Here is a 16,427-nt window from a genome sequence, read left to right on the forward strand (position 1 = left end):
GGAGATGGTGCAGCCCGAGGTGCGGTTGATCGCGTGGACCCAGTTCGACCCGCCGGAGGACGTGGCCTGGTCGACTGACGCCGAGGGCGGTCAGGCGCTCGCCGAGTTCGCCGGTCGGGCCTGCTACCAGAGTTGGAAGAAGCCGAACCCGGCCACCGCGACCAACGCGGGTTACCTGGCGCACATCCTGGAGGTGGGCCACCTTTCCGTACTCGAACACGGATCGGTGAGCTTCTACTTCACCGGGGTGTCCCGCTCGTTCACCCACGAGCTGATCCGGCACCGGCACTTCTCCTACTCCCAGCTCTCCCAGCGCTACGTGCCGGAGCGGGACGCGGCCATGGTCGAGCCGCGGGTAATCGCCGAGGACCCGGAGCTGCACAAGCGATTCGTCGAGGCGGCCGAGGCGAGCGTGCGGGCGTACAACGAGTTGCTGGAGGGCCTGGAACGGCGTTTCGCCGACGAACCCAACCCGACCCTGCGCCGCAAGCAGGCCCGCCAGGCGGCCCGTGCGGTGCTGCCGAACGCGACCGAGACCCGCATCGTGGTCACCGGCAACTACCGGGCCTGGCGGCACTTCATCGCGATGCGGGCCACCGAGCACGCCGACGTGGAGATCCGCGAGCTGGCGGTGGAGTGCCTGCGGCAGTTGCAGCGGGTCGCGCCGAACGTCTTCGCCGACTTCGTGATCTCGACCCTGCCGGACGGCACCGAGGTCGCGGCGAGCCCGTACGCCCCGTCCTGACCGAGGCGGAAGGCGGCACGTCCCGTGCCGAGCGGGCGGGAGCCCGTACGTCCCTTCGGGTCCTGAGCCCTTCCCCGGCGGGCCTCCGCCGGCAGTCCGCTAGGTTGTCTTCATGACGCACGACCACCTTGACACCCCGGTCCGGGCCGCGTCCCGCCCCTTCGGTCGGGTGCTCACCGCCATGGTGACCCCGTTCACCGCCGACGGCGCGCTCGACCTCGACGGCGCCGCGCGCCTGGCGGACCACCTGGTCGCCGAGCAGGGCAACGACGCGCTGGTGGTCAACGGCACCACCGGTGAGTCGCCGACCACCACCGACGCGGAGAAGGAGCGCCTGATCCGGGCCGTGGTGGAGGCGGTCGGCGACCGGGCCCGGGTGGTGGCCGGCGTCGGCACCAACGACACCCGGCACACCATCGAGCTGGCCGCGTCGGCAGAGAAGGCCGGCGCGCACGGGCTGCTGGTGGTCACCCCGTACTACAACAAGCCGCCGCAGGCCGGGCTGCTGCGGCACTTCACCGCCGTGGCCGACGCGACCGGCCTGCCGGTGATGCTCTACGACATCCCGCACCGCTCCGGTGTGCCGATCGAGACCGAGACGCTGGTCCGGCTCGCCGAACACGGCCGCATCGTCGCGGTGAAGGACGCCAAGGGTGACCTGACCGCCACCAGCTGGGTGACCAGCCGCAGCGAGTTGGCGTACTACAGCGGTGAGGACTCGCTCACCCTGCCCGCGCTGGCCGTCGGCGCGGTCGGCGTGGTCGGCACCTCGACCCATTTCACCGGCCTGGACACCAAGCGGATGATCGAGGCGTACGACGCCGGTGACGGGGCGACCGCGCTCGCCCTGCATCGCCGGCTGCTGCCGCTCTACACCGGGATCTTCCGTACCCAGGGCACGATCCTGGTCAAGGCCGGCCTGGCCGCCTGCGGCCTGCCGGCCGGCCCGGTCCGGTCACCGCTTGTGGACGCCACCGAAGACCAGCTGGCCCAGCTGCGCGCCGACTGCGCGGCGGCGGGCCTGCCGCTCCCCGAATGATCGAACGACACGACGGACGCCGGGTGACGGCGTCACAGAATGAGGTGAAAGCGTGACCGCGGCGCACAACGAGGAGGCCCCACTTCCACCGCCGTTGCCGGAGGGCGGGCTGCGGATCATCCCGCTCGGCGGGCTTGGTGCCATCGGTCGGAACATGACCGTCTTCGAGTACGACGGGAAGCTGCTGGTCGTCGACTGCGGTGTGCTCTTCCCGGATGTGGAGCAGCCCGGTGTCGACCTGATCCTGCCCGACTTCGGCCCGATCCTGGACCGGCTCGGCGACATCCAGGCGATCGTGCTGACCCACGGCCACGAGGACCACATCGGTGCCGTGCCCTACCTGCTCGCCCACAAGCCCGACATCCCGCTTGTCGGTTCGCAGTTCACCCTGGCGCTGGTCGAGGCGAAGCTCGCCGAGCGGCGGATCCAGCCGTACACGCTTACCGTGCGGGAGGGGGGACGGGAACGGCTCGGCCCGTTCGAGTGTGAGTTCTTCGCCGTCAACCACTCGATCCCGGACGCGCTCGCGGTGGCCATCCGTACCCCGGCCGGGCTGGTGCTGCACACCGGCGACTTCAAGATGGACCAGCTTCCGCTGGACGGCCGGATCACCGACCTGGCGGGTTTCGCCCGACTCGGCGCCGAGGGCGTGGACCTGCTGCTGTCGGACTCCACGAACGCGGAGATCCCCGGCTTCGTCACGCCGGAGAAGGAGATCGGTCCGGTCCTCGACTCGATCTTCGCGAAGGCGCGCGGCCGGATCATCGTGGCCTCCTTCGCCTCGCACGTGCACCGGGTGCAGCAGGTCTTCGACTCGGCGCTGGAGCACGGCCGCAAGGTCGCCCTGATCGGCCGGTCCATGGTCCGCAACATGGGCATCGCCCGTGACCTCGGTCTGTTGAACATCCCGGCCGGGCTGGTCGTCGGGCTGGACGAGGCGACGTCGATGCCGCCGGAGCAGATCGTGCTGATGTCCACCGGTTCGCAGGGTGAGCCGATGAGCGCCCTGGGCCGGATGGCCAGCGGGGACCACAGGCACATCACCATCGCCCCCGGCGACACCGTGGTGCTCGCCTCCTCGCTGGTGCCAGGCAACGAGACCTCGGTCTACCGCGTGATCAACCGGTTGGCCCGGGCCGGCGCGGTGGTGGTGCACAAGGACGTGGCAAAGGTGCACGTCTCCGGGCACGCGCCCGCCGGCGAACTGCTCTACCTGCTGAACGTCGTCCGGCCCAGCAACCTGATGCCGGTGCACGGGGAGTGGCGGCACCTGCGCGCGCACGCCCGGCTCGGCATCGAGTCCGGCGTGGCCCCGGACCGGGTGGTGCTCTGCGAGGACGGCGACGTGGTCGACCTGGTGGAGGGGCGGGCCAGCCTGGTCGGCCACGTGAAGAGCCGGTACGTCTACGTCGACGGGCTGGCTGTCGGTGACGTCAGCGAGTCGCTGCTCACCGAGCGGCGCATCCTCGGCGATGGCGGCTTCATCGCCGCGACGGTGGTGGTCGACTCGGTCACCGGCAAGGTGGTCGCCGGCCCGACGGTCTCCGCCAAGGGCTTCTCGGAGGATTCGGAGGCGTTCAACGCGGTGATACCGCTGGTCACCGAGGCGTTGAACCGGGCGGCGACGGACGGCATCACCGACCCGCACCAGCTCCAGCAGATCGTCCGGCGGACCGTCGGCCGGTGGGTCAACGACGCCTACCGCCGCCGTCCGATGATCGTCCCCACCGTCGTCGAGGTCTGACCCCGCGTCCGGTGCGGTCCGGCGGAGCCCGGCTCATCCGGGTACCGACGGACCGCCCGGCCGCCGCACGCCGTACGACGGCGGGCACGGATCGAAACCGATCGCCGGTTTGTTCAACCGTTCGGCCCTTTTGCCCGTACTCCGGTCCGGCAGGCGTACCCACGCCGGCCGGGAGGAGCATGGCGGATGGACCGGAGACGATTGACAGCCATCGGTGTCGTGGTGGCGGCGGTGGGCGCGGCGGCGGCGGTGACCCTGCCGTCGTTCGCCGGCGACGGCGGCGCGCCGAGCACCGCGCCGACCAGTCAGGCGGTGGAGGGAGTCGACCCGGAGGTGGTCGAGGCGATGGGCCGCGACCTGGGGCTGGATCAGTCGCAGGTGGCCGCTCGGCTCAAGACCGAACGCTGGGCGACCGGCGTGGTTGACCAGCTGCGGACGGAACTCGGCGCGGCCTACGGCGGCAGCTGGCTCAGCGCCGACGGTAGCCAGCTCAACGTGGCGGTCGCCGACCAGGCGCAGGCGCGGCGGGTCCAGGCCGCCGGGGCGGTGCCGAAGGTGGTCGAACGCGGGGTCGGGCAGCTCGACGCGCTCAAGACCCGGATGGACCGTACGGCCGCCGCCGCCCGACAGGTCTCCGGCTGGTACGTCGACGTTTCGTCGAACACCGTCGTGGTGCTCGCTCAGCCGGGTGCGGAGGAGGCCGGCTGGCGCTTCGTCGCCCGCGCCGGGGTGCCCCGCCAGGCGGTCCGGATGGCCACCGAGGAGCAGCCCCGCCTCTTCGCCGACCTGCGTGGTGGCGAGGCCTTCCTGAATGGTCCCGGACGCTGCTCGGTCGGCTTCGCGGTGGTCGGCGGCTTCGTCACGGCCGGGCACTGTGGCCAGGTCGGTGACCCGGTCAGGAACTTCGACGGTTCACCGCTGGGTGCCTTCCGGGCCTCCTCCTTCCCTGGCGACGACTGGGCGTTCGTCCAGATCAGCGGCAACAACACGGTGCTGCCCGAGGTGACCGACTTCCGGGGCGGCATCGCCCGGGTCGCCGGCTCGCAGGAGGTGCCGGCCGGCGCGTCGATCTGCCGGTCCGGTTCCACCACCGGGGTGAGCTGCGGCACCGTTCAGGCGCGCAACGCCACCGTGCGCTACCCGGAGGGGCTGGTCAGCGGGCTGGTCCGGACCAACGTCTGCGCCGAACCGGGCGACTCGGGCGGCTCGTGGATCTCGGGCAACCAGGCCCAGGGCGTCACCTCCGGCGGCTCGGGTGACTGCCGGGTCGGCGGCACCACGTTCTACCAGCCGGTCAACGAGATCCTCCAGCGCAACAACCTGACCCTGATCACCACCCAGAACTTCCGCGCGCTGGGCGGCCAGCGCTGACCCCGCCGGGCCCGGCCGAGCGGATCTTCCCGCCGGCCGGGTCCGGGGGTATCCGGCGCCAGCTGGGCCAGGTCGGTCGCGGGGGTCCAGCCGGCGCGCGCTCAGGGTAGGGCCGCGACTGCCTCCGCGTACGCGACGCCGGTGCGTACCGCAGCGTCCACAAGCACGCTGACCTGGGTCGGGGCCACCCCGTACGCCAGGTCGGTGGTGATCTCGCCGGCCAGCACGAGCGCACCGTCGCCGGAATCGTGCACGTACGCCTTGGGCAGCAACCGGTCACGGTTCCAGCCGTTGCAGAACGCGTACGCCTCGGCCCGCCGGTGCACCGGTAGCCGGCGATCGGCGACCACCCGGGCGTGCAGGACCTCGCCCCGTTCGCCGGCCCGCCGAAACTGGATCATCGCGTCGCCCCACCGACCGAGCACGGTGCCGGCGGCGTCCAGGGCGTATCCGTCGCCGCGCCGGTCCAGCGCGGTTGTGATCATCCGCACCGTCAACGCCGCCAGCTCGTCCGCTCGCGGCTCCTCGTCCGATCCCTCGCCGGCCACCGGCTCGTCGGCCTCGGCTGGATCGTCGTCCGGCTCGTCGGCGGGCAGCGGCACCGGCCCGGCCAGCGGGCGCTCGGCCAACCAGGAGGCCATCCGGCCGGACTGGTGCCCGGTTCCGTTGCGGGCGTCGAAGCTGCCGGCCAGTCCGGTGGCGACGGTGAGCAGTTCGGTGCCGAGCGCCGCCACCGTTACCTCGGCGGCCGGCCGTCCCCGGTACGCCGGCCGGCGTACCGTCTGCGGCGCTGACTCCTGCGCGGCCAGGGTGCAGACCAGCGCGCCCGCGGCGGCGATCTCCATCACGGAGAGGTCGTCGTGCGGCTCGTCGAGCCGGGGCAACTGCTCGACGAGGATCTTCAGACCCCGGTCGAGGTGCCCGCCGAGCGCGCAGAAGCGCAGGTGCGTGGCGAGGTACCCGAAGCCGTCCGGTGCCACCCGGTGCCGCCGGTACGCCCGCACGTGCGCCTCGGCGGCCTGCCGCGCCTGTCCGGCCCGCAGCCAGGGCAGTAGCGCCCCGGCCAGGGCGGCCTCGGGCTGCGCGGTGCAGTGTGCCGACGGCTGGCCGGTCCCGTGTGCCGACGGCTGGCCGGTTCCGTGGACCGACGGCTGTGCGGTTCCGTGGGCCGACGGGTCGAGCAGGGGCGCCAGGGTGGCCAGCGCCTCGGCCTGGTCGCCCCAGCCGGCGAGCAGTTCGGCCTGCCGTAGCGGTAGGCAGTCCGGACAGCCGGCGGCCGGGTCACCGGTAGCCGCCCGCCACCGCTCCAGCCACCGCCGGGCGGCGGGTTCGTCGCCGGTGTGGTCGGCGATCAGACAGTGCAGTTGGGCGCTGAGCGCCGCGTCGCCGGGCGCCCCGCCGGTGAGCCCGTCCAGCAGGTGCCGGGCCTGGTCGAGGCCGATGCGCGGGGTGCCGAGCAGCGCCTCGACGGCGTACCGCCGGTAGCGGCGCAGCGTCTCCTCGTCGGGCCCACCCGGTGTGCCGCCGACCGGCCCGGCGGGCCACCCGGCCGCGTCGAGGCAGCGTCGCACCGGCTCGAAGAGCCGCCACTGTTCGCCCCCGCGCAGGTGCATCTCGACCAGCTCGGACCAGGCGTCCAGTGCGGACCGCCGGTCGCCGCCCGCCTCGGCGAGGGCGGCGGCACGTTCCAGGGCCGCGCCCCGCGCCTCGCCGTCGGGCAGGTCCCGGGCGTCGGCCAGGGCGTCGGCGGGCCGTGACTCGGGGCGTGCGCCGCCGCCGGTCGTCGCCCGTGGCCGTCGCCGGCCGCCCGGGACCCAGCCGGTCACGGGCGGGTTCCCGCGAGTCGGCCCACCTCGGCGGCCAACCGGCAGCCGGTCGAGATGCCCCGGTCGAGCAACCGGTCCAGCTGATGTGGGGTGACCCCGCGTTCCAGGTCGGTGATGACCTCGCCACAGACCCGGGCCCGGCCGGCGTCGTCGACGTGCACGAACGCCTTCGGCCAGAACCGGTCCCGGTTCCAGGTGTTGCAGAACTCGTGCAGGTGCGGCACGAGGTCGACCGGGAAGGTGTCCGAGGCCACCGTACGCACCTGGAGCAGTTCCCCGGCGGTGCCCGAGCGCAGGAACCAGATGTGGCCACCGGCCCAGCGGCCGACCAGGTCACCACCGGCGTCGGTGCTGACCGGATGCCCCCGCCGGGCCAGCACCGCGGCGAGCAGGTCGTGCGTCAACGGCCGCAGCGTCGAGGGATGCCCGGCCAGTGGAGTGTCCGGACCGTCCTCGAACTCCGGCGACGCCATCGGGCACTCCTTCGCCAGGCGAATATCACGACAGCCGGCGGGGACCGCGCTGCGACACGCGGACGCCACCAGGAAGACCGGCGGATCGCGGGGGCCGCCGTTACGGTGATGCTATGGCGGGCCGTACCTCTCAAGCGAGCCGGCGGCGCGGCGCGTCGCCGCGCGGTGGGACGAACAGTCGTGCTCGCCAACCGGCCAAGAAGACAAGCGCGCCCGCGCGGCGCCGCACCACCACGCGTGGGCCCGGCCCCGCCGCGTACGTCGGCCGGGGGATCCGGGCACTGTGGATGGGCCTGGCGCACGGCGTGGGTTGGTCGGTGCGGGCCGCCTCGGGTCGAGACCTCGAACCGGAGCACCGGCGGGACGGTGCCGGTCTGCTGGTGATCGGCTTGGCCCTGCTCAGCGCCGGGGCGATCTGGTTCTCGGCGGCGGGGCCGGTCGGCGCCCGGCTGGCCGACACGGTCCGGCTCTTCCTCGGGGCGATCTCCATCGTGGTGCCGGTGCTGCTCGGCATCGGCGCCTGGCGGCTGATGCGCGAGCCCGGCGATCCCGAGCACCGGGGCCGTGGCCTGATCGGGTGGGGCGCCATGCTGGTCGCCACCGCCGCGATGCTGCACATCGGCCAGCAGCCGGCCGGGCCGGGTGAGCGGGACTTCGCCGGCGGCCTGATCGGTGCCGGCGTCGGCAGCCTGCTGGAGCGCGCGGTCACCGCCTGGGTCGCGATGCCGCTGCTGATCCTGCTGCTCGTCTTCGGGCTGCTCGTGGTCACCGCGACACCGATCAACAAGGTCCCCGAGCGGCTCGGCCTGCTCGCCGGGACCGTGCTCGGTCAGACCGGCCAGGAGACGGAGGAGGCCCCCGCCGCGCCGCCGCGCCGCCGTCCGACGAAGCGCACGCCGCCGCCGATCGACCCGGACGAGTTCGACGACCTGGACGGGGTGGACCTCCAGGAGACCGTCGTCCTGCCGCGCAAGGCGCCCTCGCGGGTGCCGGCGAGCCGCAAGCCGGCCGAGCCGCCCGAGCACTCGCCCGCGCCGACCCGGGCGGAGCAGCTCGCCCTGACCGGGCTGGCCGGCGACTACACCCTGCCCCCGGCGAACATGCTCAGCACCGGTGCCGCGCCGAAGAGCCGGAGCAAGGCCAACGACGAGGTGATCGCCGCGCTGCGTGGGGTCTTCGACCAGTTCGGCGTGGACGCCGACGTCACCGGCTTCACCCGAGGGCCCACGGTCACCCGGTACGAGGTCGAGCTGGGCCACGGGGTCAAGGTCGAGCGGATCACCCAGCTCTCCCGCAACATCGCGTACGCGGTGAAGTCACCCGACGTCCGCATCCTCAGCCCGATCCCGGGCAAGAGCGCGGTGGGCGTGGAGATCCCGAACACCGACCCGGAGAACGTGGCCCTCGGTGACGTGCTCCGCTCGCGCGTCGCCACCAGCGACCACCACCCGATGGTGGTGGCGCTCGGCAAGGACATCGAGGGCGGCTACGTGATCGCCAACCTCGCGAAGATGCCGCACATCCTGATCGCGGGCGCCACGGGTGCCGGCAAGTCGAGCTGCCTCAACACTCTGCTCGTCTCCATCCTGACCCGGGCGACGCCGGACGAGGTGCGGCTGCTGCTGATCGACCCGAAGCGGGTCGAGCTGACCGGCTACGAGGGGATCCCGCACCTGGTCACCCCGATCGTGACCAACGCCAAGAAGGCGGCCGACTCGCTGGAGTGGGTCGTCCGCGAGATGGACATGCGTTACGACGACCTCGCCGCGAACGGGGTCCGGCACATCGACGACTTCAACCGCAAGGTGCGCAACGGCGAGATCAAGGCCCCGCCGGGCAGCGAGCGGGAGATGCGCCCGTACCCGTACCTGCTGGTGATCGTGGACGAGCTGGCCGACCTGATGATGGTCGCCCCGCGCGACGTCGAGGACTCCGTCGTCCGGATCACGCAGCTCGCCCGCGCCGCCGGCATCCACCTGGTCCTGGCCACCCAACGCCCCTCGGTCGACGTGGTGACCGGCCTGATCAAGGCCAACGTGCCGTCCCGGCTGGCTTTCGCCACCTCCTCGCTTGCCGACTCCCGGGTCATCCTCGACCAGCCCGGCGCGGAGAAGCTGCTCGGCCGCGGCGACGGGCTGTTCCTGCCGATGGGCGCCTCGAAGCCGATCCGCATCCAGGGCGCCTGGGTCACCGAGCGCGAGATCACCGACGTCGTCAAGTTCTGCAAGGACCAGCGCGAGCCGGAGTTCCGCCCGGATGTGCTGGCGCCCGCCCAGGACAGCAAGAAGAAGATCGACGAGGACATCGGCGACGACCTGGACCTGCTGGTGCAGGCGGTCGAGCTGGTGGTCACCTCGCAGTTCGGCTCGACCTCGATGCTTCAGCGCAAGCTGCGGGTCGGCTTCGCCAAGGCGGGCCGGCTGATGGACCTGATGGAGACCCGGGGCGTGGTAGGCCCGTCCGAGGGTTCCAAGGCACGCGACGTGCTGGTCAAACCGGACGAGTTGGAGGAGGTCCTGGCCGGCCTCCAAGGGGACGGACAGTAGGCGGTCAGCCGAGGGACGACCAGTAGGCGGTCAGCCGAGGGACGACCAGTAGGCGGTCAGCCGAGGGACGACCAGTAGGCGGTCAGCCGAGGGACGACCAGTAGGTGGCCTCCCAGTAGACGAACGGTGGGCGGTGCAGTAAACCGCAGCGGCCCGCCGGGAGTCCGGCGGGCCGCTGCGCTGTCTGTCGACTTCGCGTGTGCTCAGGTGAGCGCGCTGGCGAGCACCAGGTTGAGCAGGATGGCGGCGACGCCCGCGCCGGCGGCGTACCAGCCGAGCGGCTTGTCGCCCTGCACCGCACCGGCGACCCCGAGACCCACGGCGATCAGGCCGAACAGCAGTGGGAACAGGAAGAGAGCGAGGGCGGCGAAGACGAAGCCGAGGATCGTGCAGATGCGGGCGGCGTTGGTGCGCGGGCGGCTGCCGGCGTACGGGTTGGCCATGATCTCCTCCGGGTGTCAACTCTTCGGTTGATCGCGGAGTACCCAGGTCGGGTCACAGTCCAAACAGCATCGCCGATTCGGCCCCGGCCGGGGCGCCCGCTCAATCGCGCGCTGCGGCCGGGACGCCCGCTCAATGGGGCGCTGCGGCCGGGGCGCCCGCTCGGGCGGGGTCGATCAGTGGAAGAGCTTGAGCCCGACCACCCCGGCGACCACCAGCAGCAGGCTGAGCAGCCGGGGCAGGTTGGCCGGCTCGCCGAGCGCCACCATGCCGACCAGGGCGGTGCCGACCGCGCCGATGCCGACCCAGACCGCGTATCCGGTGCCGACCGGGATCTCGCGCAGCGCGTACCCCAGGCCGATCATGCTCAGCACCAACGTGACCCCGAACACCACCGTGGGAACCACCCGGGTGAAGCCCGCGCTGCGGTCCAGGGCCACCGCCCACGCGGTTTCCAGCATTCCGGAGAGCACCAGCACGATCCAGGCCATCGAGTCACCTCTTCGCCGTCGCCCGGGCCACCGGGCGCCGGGCGGAGTCGATTCCACCTACGGGGCGTCTTGGCCTGACCGGGTACGCCCACGACTCGTCCGGGACGGCCACCTCGGACCGTCGGGACCGACCGTAGCACCGGTCGGGCCACGGCCGCATAGGTGACGCAGATCACCGAAGTGGACCTCAACCTTGCTTCACCTAGCACGATGGAGTCATGACCGTCCTCATCTCCGACGCGGAGGTCGCCGCCGCCCTGGACGCGAAGACCACAGTGGACGCGATGCGCGCGGCCCTGCTGGCCGGGTACGAGGGCCGGCTGGTCGCCCCGCCCCGGGCCGCCGTGCCGTTGGGCGGCGGCCGGATGGTGCTCACCGCCGGGCACCTGGTGGGCCAGTGGTACGGGTACCGGGCGTACGACACCTTCGGGCACCCCGAAACCGAACAGCTGGTGGTGCTGCACGACGGACGTACCGGCGCGGTGCGCGCGGTCGCCGTGGGGGAGGAACTGGGCTCCCGGCGTACCGGCGGGCTGGGTGGGGTGGCGGTGGACGCGCTGGCCCGTCCGGACGCGGCGACGCTCGGAGTGATCGGCTCCGGCGGACAGGCGTGGACCCAGGTCTGGGCCGCCGCCGCGGTGCGCCCGCTGCGCGAGGTGACGGTGTACAGCCGCTCGGCCGCGCGCCGGGAGGCGTTCGCCGCCCGGGTCCGGGCCGAACTCGAAATCCCGGCCCGCCCGGTGGACACCGCCCGGGCGGCGGTGCACGGCCGGGACGTGGTGGTGCTGGCCACCACCAGCCCGACGCCGGTGCTGGCCGCCGCCGACCTGGCCCCGGGCAGCCACGTCAACGCGGTCGGGTTCAAGCAGCGCGATCGCGCCGAGTTCGCCGCCGACCTGCTGGACCGGGCGGCCGTACTGGTCAGCGACTCCCCGGTGCAGGCCGCGTCGTACGCCCCGCCGATGCTCGCCGCCGAGCCGCCGTACGCGTCGCGGCTGGGTGACCTGGGCGCGGTGCTGGCGGGCTCCGCACCTGGCCGCACCGGCGCGGACCAGATCTCGGTCTTCTGCTCGGTCGGTCTCGCCGGCACCGAGGTCTTCCTGCTCGACCGCCTGGTCCGGCTGCTCGCGCCGACCGCGTCCGGCTGAGCGGTGCCAGCCGCCCCGCTGGATCGGGCCGGGCGGCCCGGTACCCTCGGATGGTGTCTGCCACCTCCCCTGATGACCAGTCCGGCTCGGCGCGTGCGGCGGAGTCGTCCGCCGGTGACGGCCGCCGGGTCGCCCTGCTGACCCTGGGCTGTGCCCGCAACGAGGTCGACTCGGAGGAACTGGCCGCCCGCCTGCACGCCGACGGCTGGCAGGTGACCACCGACGGCGAGGGTGCCGACGTGGTGGTCGTCAACACCTGCGGCTTCGTGGAGAAGGCCAAGCAGGACTCCATCCAGACGCTGCTGGCCGCCGCCGACACCGGAGCGAAGGTGGTCGCCGCCGGTTGCATGGCCGAGCGGTACGGCCGGGAGCTGGCCGACAGCCTGCCCGAGGCCCGGGCGGTGCTCAGCTTCGACGACTACCCGGAGATCTCCGCCCGACTGGACGCGGTCGTCGCCGGTCGTGAGTTCGCCGCGCACACCCCCCGGGACCGGCGGGAACTGCTGCCGCTGACCCCGGTCGCCCGCCGGGACAGCGCGGTCTCGCTGCCCGGGCACGGCAGCGCCGCCGACATCGACGAGCACACCCCCGCGCACCTGCGGCCGGTGCTGCGCCGCCGGTTGGAGACCGGTCCGGTCGCCTCGCTCAAGCTGGCCAGCGGCTGCGACCGGCGGTGCGCGTTCTGCGCCATCCCGGCCTTCCGGGGCGCCTTCGTCTCGCGTACGCCCGACGAGTTGCTCGCCGAGGCCGAATGGCTGGCCAAGAGCGGCGTCCGTGAGCTGGTGCTGGTAAGCGAGAACTCGACCTCGTACGGCAAGGACCTGGGCGACCCGCGTGCCCTGGAGAAGCTGCTGCCGCAGCTGGCGGTGATCGACGGCATCGTCCGGGTCCGGGTCAGCTACCTCCAGCCGGCCGAGACCCGGCCCGGCCTGGTCGAGGCGATCGCCACCACCCCGGGAGTGGCACCCTACTTCGATCTGTCGTTCCAGCACTCCAGCGAGCCCGTGCTGCGCCGAATGCGGCGTTTCGGCTCCACCGACCGGTTCCTGGAGTTGCTGGCCGGTGCGCGGGCGCTGGCGCCGCAGGCCGGGGCGCGGAGCAACTTCATCGTCGGGTTCCCCGGCGAGACCCGCGCCGACGTCGACGAGCTGGTCCGCTTCCTGACCGAGGCCCGGCTCGACGCGATCGGGATGTTCGACTACAGCGACGAGGACGGCACCGAGGCCGCCGGGCTGCCCGGCAAGGTCTCCGCCGCCACCATCAAGCGCCGGTACGACAAGCTCAGCGCGCTCGCCGACGAACTGTGCTCGCAGCGCGCCGAGGACCGCCTCGGCTCGGCCGTGGAGGTGCTTGTCGACTCCGTGGACGGCGGTGTCGTCGAGGGACGCGCCGCGCACCAGGCGCCGGAGGTGGACGGCTCGACCACGCTCGTCGCACCGGAGGCCGGCGGGGTCGACCTGGCCGCGCTGCGCCCTGGTGACCTGGTCCGGGCCACCGTGACCGGCACCGAGGGCGTGGACCTGGTGGCGGTACCGGATGAGATGATCTCGGCGGCGCCCGGCGCGGCGCGGTGACGGCGGGCCGGGACGAGGCGGGGGAGCGACGAGGTGTGGTGCCCGACGGTGGGCCGATGACCGGGGCGACGGAATCCACCCCGCTGCCGGTGGTGGCCCGGGTGCCGGTGGTCAACGCGGCCAACGCCCTGACCGCGCTGCGGCTGGCGTTGGTGCCGGTCTTCGTCGCCGCCGCGATCGTCTCGGCCATGACGCACACCGGGTGGCAGGTCGTCGCCTCGCTGATCTTCGCCGTCGCTTCGCTCACGGACTTCGTCGACGGCTGGATCGCCCGTCGGTTCGGGCTGGTGACCGCCTTCGGCAAGGTGGCCGACCCGATCGCCGACAAGGCGCTCACCGGCGCCGCCCTGCTGCTGCTGTCGGCCTACGACCGGCTGCCGTGGTGGGTGACGATCGTCATCCTCGCCCGGGAACTGGGCATCACCGCCCTGCGGTTCTGGGTGATCCGCCGGGGCGTGATCGCCGCGAGTCGGGGCGGCAAGGTCAAGACCGGCCTACAGATCCTGGCCATCGCCTGGTACCTGTGGCCGATGCCCGCCGCCCTGGCCCTGATCGGTCCATGGATCATGGGCGCGGCGGTCGCCGTGACGGTGCTCACCGGCTTCGACTACCTCGCCCAGGCCCTCCGGTTGCGCCGCAGCACCGGCTGACCGGCCCGGCGGGACGCCGCTTGCCGGCACCGGAGCAGCGGCTGATCGGCGCTGCGGCGAGTAGACCACCGCCTGGTCGGGAAGGATGCGACAAATGGGCATCAGAGAAGCCGAAGGATCCATGGGCAGCGCGGCGGCCGGTGTGGTGCACCGCCTCACCGAACGGCACCAGACGGTGGCCACCGTCGAGTCGCTCACCGGTGGACTGCTGGCCGCCACGATCGTCGAGATCGCCGGGGCGAGCGTCGCGTACCGGGGCGGGCTGGTGGTCTATGCCACCGAGCTGAAGGAGTTGTTGGCCGGCGTACCGGCGCCGCTGCTGGCCGAACGCGGGCCGGTCGACCCCGACGTGGCGGCGGCGCTCGCCGAGGGCGGACGACGCCGCTGCGGGGCCGACTGGGCGCTGGCCACCACCGGGGTGGCCGGCCCGGAGCCCCAGGACGGCAAGCCGGTCGGGTTGGTCTATGTCGCGGTGGCCGGGCCGGACGGCACCGAGGTGCGGAAACTCGACCTCGACGGGGGGCGTGACCGGATCCGGGCGGGTGCGGTGACCGGGGCGCTGCGGCTGCTCGCCGAGCACATCCAGGTCCCGGAGACCGCCGACGAGCAGGTCCCGGAGACCGCCGACGAGCCGAGCCCCGCGGCCGGTCGCGGCTGAGAAGGAGCGGCAAATCGGGCGGTGGCGGGCGGCCGTACGGGAAGCTCACCGGTGGCGGTCGGAAGGTGACGCCATGGGGTACCCGGGCGGGGTGGGATGTCGCGGCGGCGCGTAACGGGTACGGTTGCGGGAAGGCTCCGACGATCGGGGCCGGTGCCGCCGCCGGTCCTCCGAGGTCGGGCGAACTGTGTCCCTCAGGGGAGGTGCGATGGTCCTGCTACGCCGGGTGATCGGTGACGCACTGCGGGCGCGCCGGCAGGGGCAGCACCGCACGCTGCGCGAGGTCTCTTCCGCCGCGAACGTCAGCCTGGGGTACCTGTCTGAGATCGAGCGCGGCCAGAAGGAACCCTCGAGCGAACTGCTCGCCGCGATCTGTGACGCGCTGGGCGCCCGCCTGTCCGAGCTGCTCCGCGAGGTCAGCGACACGGTCGCGCTCGCCGAGCAGATGCCGGGCGTGCTCGTTCCGGTGCAGGACGGGCCGGCCGAGGCGACGTCGGTCGCCGCGGCGTCGGTGGACAAGAACACCGGTCGCGGGGTGCACCACGTCAGCTCGGACGGCACCGTCGCCGTCTCCGTACGCCAGGACTCCCCGCTCAAGGCCACCCTGCGCAGCGCCCGGGTCCGTCCGGCCGACCGCACCGAGCGGGACGTGGTCTGCGCCGCCTGAACCTGCGGCCGATGGTCGCGGTTGCCGGCGCCGCGTAGGGTTGATCGTGCTCGTCCCCCCTCTGGCCGGTACGGATGCCGTGCTGGCCGTCGGCTGGGACGATGGATTCACCATCGCCGGTGGCCGCCCTGGTCCACGGGCGTGGGGCAGGCGCAGCGACGTTACTGAGGGGATACCGCGGAGATGGCGAACCCGTTCGTCAAGGGTTGGAAGTACCTGATGGCGCTCTTCGGCGCCCGAATCGACGAGCACGCCGATCCCAAGGTGCAGCTCCAGCAGGCCATCGACGAGGCGCACCGGCAGCACCAGGCGCTCGTACAGCAGGCCGCAGCGGTGATCGGCAACCAGCGGCAGCTGGAGATGAAGCTGTCCCGGCAGATGTCCGACGTCGAGCGGTTGCAGTCCAACGCCCGGCAGGCGCTGGTCCTCGCCGACCAGGCCCGGGCCAAGGGTGACGAGGCCGAGGCCGGCCGCTACGAGCAGTCCGCGCAGACCCTGGCCACCCAGTTGGTCTCCGCCGAGCAGTCCGCCGAGGACCTGAAGACGCTGCACGACCAGGCGCTCGCCGCAGCCGGGCAGGCCCGCCGCGCGGTGGAGAACAACTCGATGATCCTCCAGCAGAAGCTGGCCGAGCGCGCCAAGCTGCTCAGCCAGCTGGAGCAGGCCAAGATGCAGGAGAGCGTGGCCGCCTCGCTGGAGTCGATGTCCGCGCTCACCGCGCCGGGCACCACCCCCAGCCTGGACGAGGTCCGCGACCGCATCGAACGCCGCTACGCCAACGCCATGGGCCGCGCCGAACTGGCCAGCAACTCGACCGAGGGCCGGATGCTGGAGATCCAGAAGGCGACCCTGGACACCGCGGGATCGGCCCGGCTGGACCAGATCCGGGCCAGCATGGCCGGTGACCAGCTGGGTGCCGGCACCGGGCAGGGCGCCGTGGGCAGCCAGCCGGCGGCGGCGACCAACGACCCGGCGGTGGCCCGGCTCGACGAGATCCGGGCCAGCATGAGCCGCGACCGCGGCACCGGCGACACCAGCGCCGCCGGCTGAGCGG

At 73.0% G+C, this 16,427-nt stretch carries 15 protein-coding genes and 1 riboswitch; of the genes, 11 read left to right on the forward strand and 4 right to left on the reverse strand.

The genetic code is table 11. From position 1 onward, the window contains the following. The first annotated feature begins 4 nt into the window (after window positions 1–4). The 4 genes from thyX (at window position 5) to AC507J_RS29900 (ending at window position 4,899) form a co-directional block, all read left to right on the forward strand. Entirely contained in the window at window positions 5–745 is a 741-nt protein-coding gene (gene thyX / locus AC507J_RS29885; RefSeq protein ID WP_496293538.1) for an FAD-dependent thymidylate synthase, read from the forward strand. A gap of 112 nt (window positions 746–857) precedes the next feature. Then, window positions 858–1,784, forward strand: a complete 927-nt coding sequence (gene dapA, locus AC507J_RS29890) for a 4-hydroxy-tetrahydrodipicolinate synthase (protein WP_496293469.1) — start codon at window positions 858–860, stop codon at window positions 1,782–1,784. 52 nt (window positions 1,785–1,836) lie between these two features. Further along, on the forward strand, window positions 1,837–3,528 hold the full coding sequence (locus AC507J_RS29895; protein ID WP_111244574.1) for a ribonuclease J: 1,692 nt from the start codon (window positions 1,837–1,839) through the stop codon (window positions 3,526–3,528). A gap of 186 nt (window positions 3,529–3,714) precedes the next feature. After that, the gene (locus tag AC507J_RS29900; RefSeq protein WP_496293472.1) at window positions 3,715–4,899 is read left to right on the forward strand and encodes a S1 family peptidase; all 1,185 of its coding nucleotides are present in this window, start codon (window positions 3,715–3,717) and stop codon (window positions 4,897–4,899) included. Between the two features lie 101 nt (window positions 4,900–5,000). Here AC507J_RS29900 and AC507J_RS29905 read toward each other — a convergent pair whose 3' ends face one another. Both AC507J_RS29905 and AC507J_RS29910 read right to left on the reverse strand, forming a co-directional pair. Beyond that, window positions 5,001–6,725: a YbjN domain-containing protein gene (locus AC507J_RS29905; RefSeq protein WP_496293474.1), complete on the reverse strand. Its 1,725-nt coding sequence runs from the start codon at window positions 6,723–6,725 to the stop codon at window positions 5,001–5,003. Beyond that, window positions 6,722–7,198: a YbjN domain-containing protein gene (locus AC507J_RS29910; RefSeq protein WP_496293476.1), complete on the reverse strand. Its 477-nt coding sequence runs from the start codon at window positions 7,196–7,198 to the stop codon at window positions 6,722–6,724. Before AC507J_RS29910 ends, AC507J_RS29905 begins: the two co-directional genes overlap by 4 nt. A 113-nt stretch (window positions 7,199–7,311) precedes the next feature. On the opposite strand from AC507J_RS29910, the gene AC507J_RS29915 reads away from it, so the two are divergent. Beyond that, complete coding sequence (locus AC507J_RS29915; RefSeq protein ID WP_496293478.1) at window positions 7,312–9,744, forward strand: FtsK/SpoIIIE family DNA translocase; 2,433 nt, start codon at window positions 7,312–7,314, stop codon at window positions 9,742–9,744. 203 nt (window positions 9,745–9,947) lie between these two features. Here AC507J_RS29915 and AC507J_RS29920 read toward each other — a convergent pair whose 3' ends face one another. Continuing rightward, window positions 9,948–10,187, reverse strand: a complete 240-nt coding sequence (locus AC507J_RS29920; RefSeq protein WP_496293480.1) for a hypothetical protein — start codon at window positions 10,185–10,187, stop codon at window positions 9,948–9,950. 174 nt (window positions 10,188–10,361) lie between these two features. Further along, complete coding sequence (locus AC507J_RS29925) at window positions 10,362–10,676, reverse strand: DMT family transporter (protein WP_496293482.1); 315 nt, start codon at window positions 10,674–10,676, stop codon at window positions 10,362–10,364. Between the two features lie 58 nt (window positions 10,677–10,734). After that, window positions 10,735–10,802: riboswitch (guanidine-III (ykkC-III) riboswitch) on the reverse strand. 92 nt (window positions 10,803–10,894) lie between these two features. On the opposite strand from AC507J_RS29925, the gene AC507J_RS29930 reads away from it, so the two are divergent. The 6 genes from AC507J_RS29930 (at window position 10,895) to AC507J_RS29955 (ending at window position 16,423) form a co-directional block, all read left to right on the forward strand. Continuing rightward, the gene (locus AC507J_RS29930; RefSeq protein ID WP_496293484.1) at window positions 10,895–11,824 is read left to right on the forward strand and encodes an ornithine cyclodeaminase family protein; all 930 of its coding nucleotides are present in this window, start codon (window positions 10,895–10,897) and stop codon (window positions 11,822–11,824) included. 50 nt (window positions 11,825–11,874) lie between these two features. Continuing rightward, a complete protein-coding gene (gene rimO / locus AC507J_RS29935; protein WP_496293486.1) occupies window positions 11,875–13,398 on the forward strand; it encodes a 30S ribosomal protein S12 methylthiotransferase RimO in 1,524 nt (507 codons plus the stop codon). 56 nt (window positions 13,399–13,454) lie between these two features. After that, window positions 13,455–14,048, forward strand: a complete 594-nt coding sequence (gene pgsA / locus AC507J_RS29940; RefSeq protein ID WP_496293488.1) for a CDP-diacylglycerol--glycerol-3-phosphate 3-phosphatidyltransferase — start codon at window positions 13,455–13,457, stop codon at window positions 14,046–14,048. A gap of 94 nt (window positions 14,049–14,142) precedes the next feature. Further along, window positions 14,143–14,706: a CinA family protein gene (locus AC507J_RS29945; protein WP_496293490.1), complete on the forward strand. Its 564-nt coding sequence runs from the start codon at window positions 14,143–14,145 to the stop codon at window positions 14,704–14,706. A gap of 208 nt (window positions 14,707–14,914) precedes the next feature. Then, window positions 14,915–15,373 carry a helix-turn-helix domain-containing protein gene (locus AC507J_RS29950; RefSeq protein ID WP_496293492.1) on the forward strand — a complete coding sequence of 153 codons (459 nt, stop codon included), beginning with the start codon at window positions 14,915–14,917 and terminating at the stop codon, window positions 15,371–15,373. 183 nt (window positions 15,374–15,556) lie between these two features. Then, window positions 15,557–16,423, forward strand: a complete 867-nt coding sequence (locus tag AC507J_RS29955; protein WP_496293494.1) for a PspA/IM30 family protein — start codon at window positions 15,557–15,559, stop codon at window positions 16,421–16,423. Window positions 16,424–16,427 lie beyond the last annotated feature (4 nt).

Source organism: Micromonospora sp. PRAS1, from assembly GCF_059553435.1.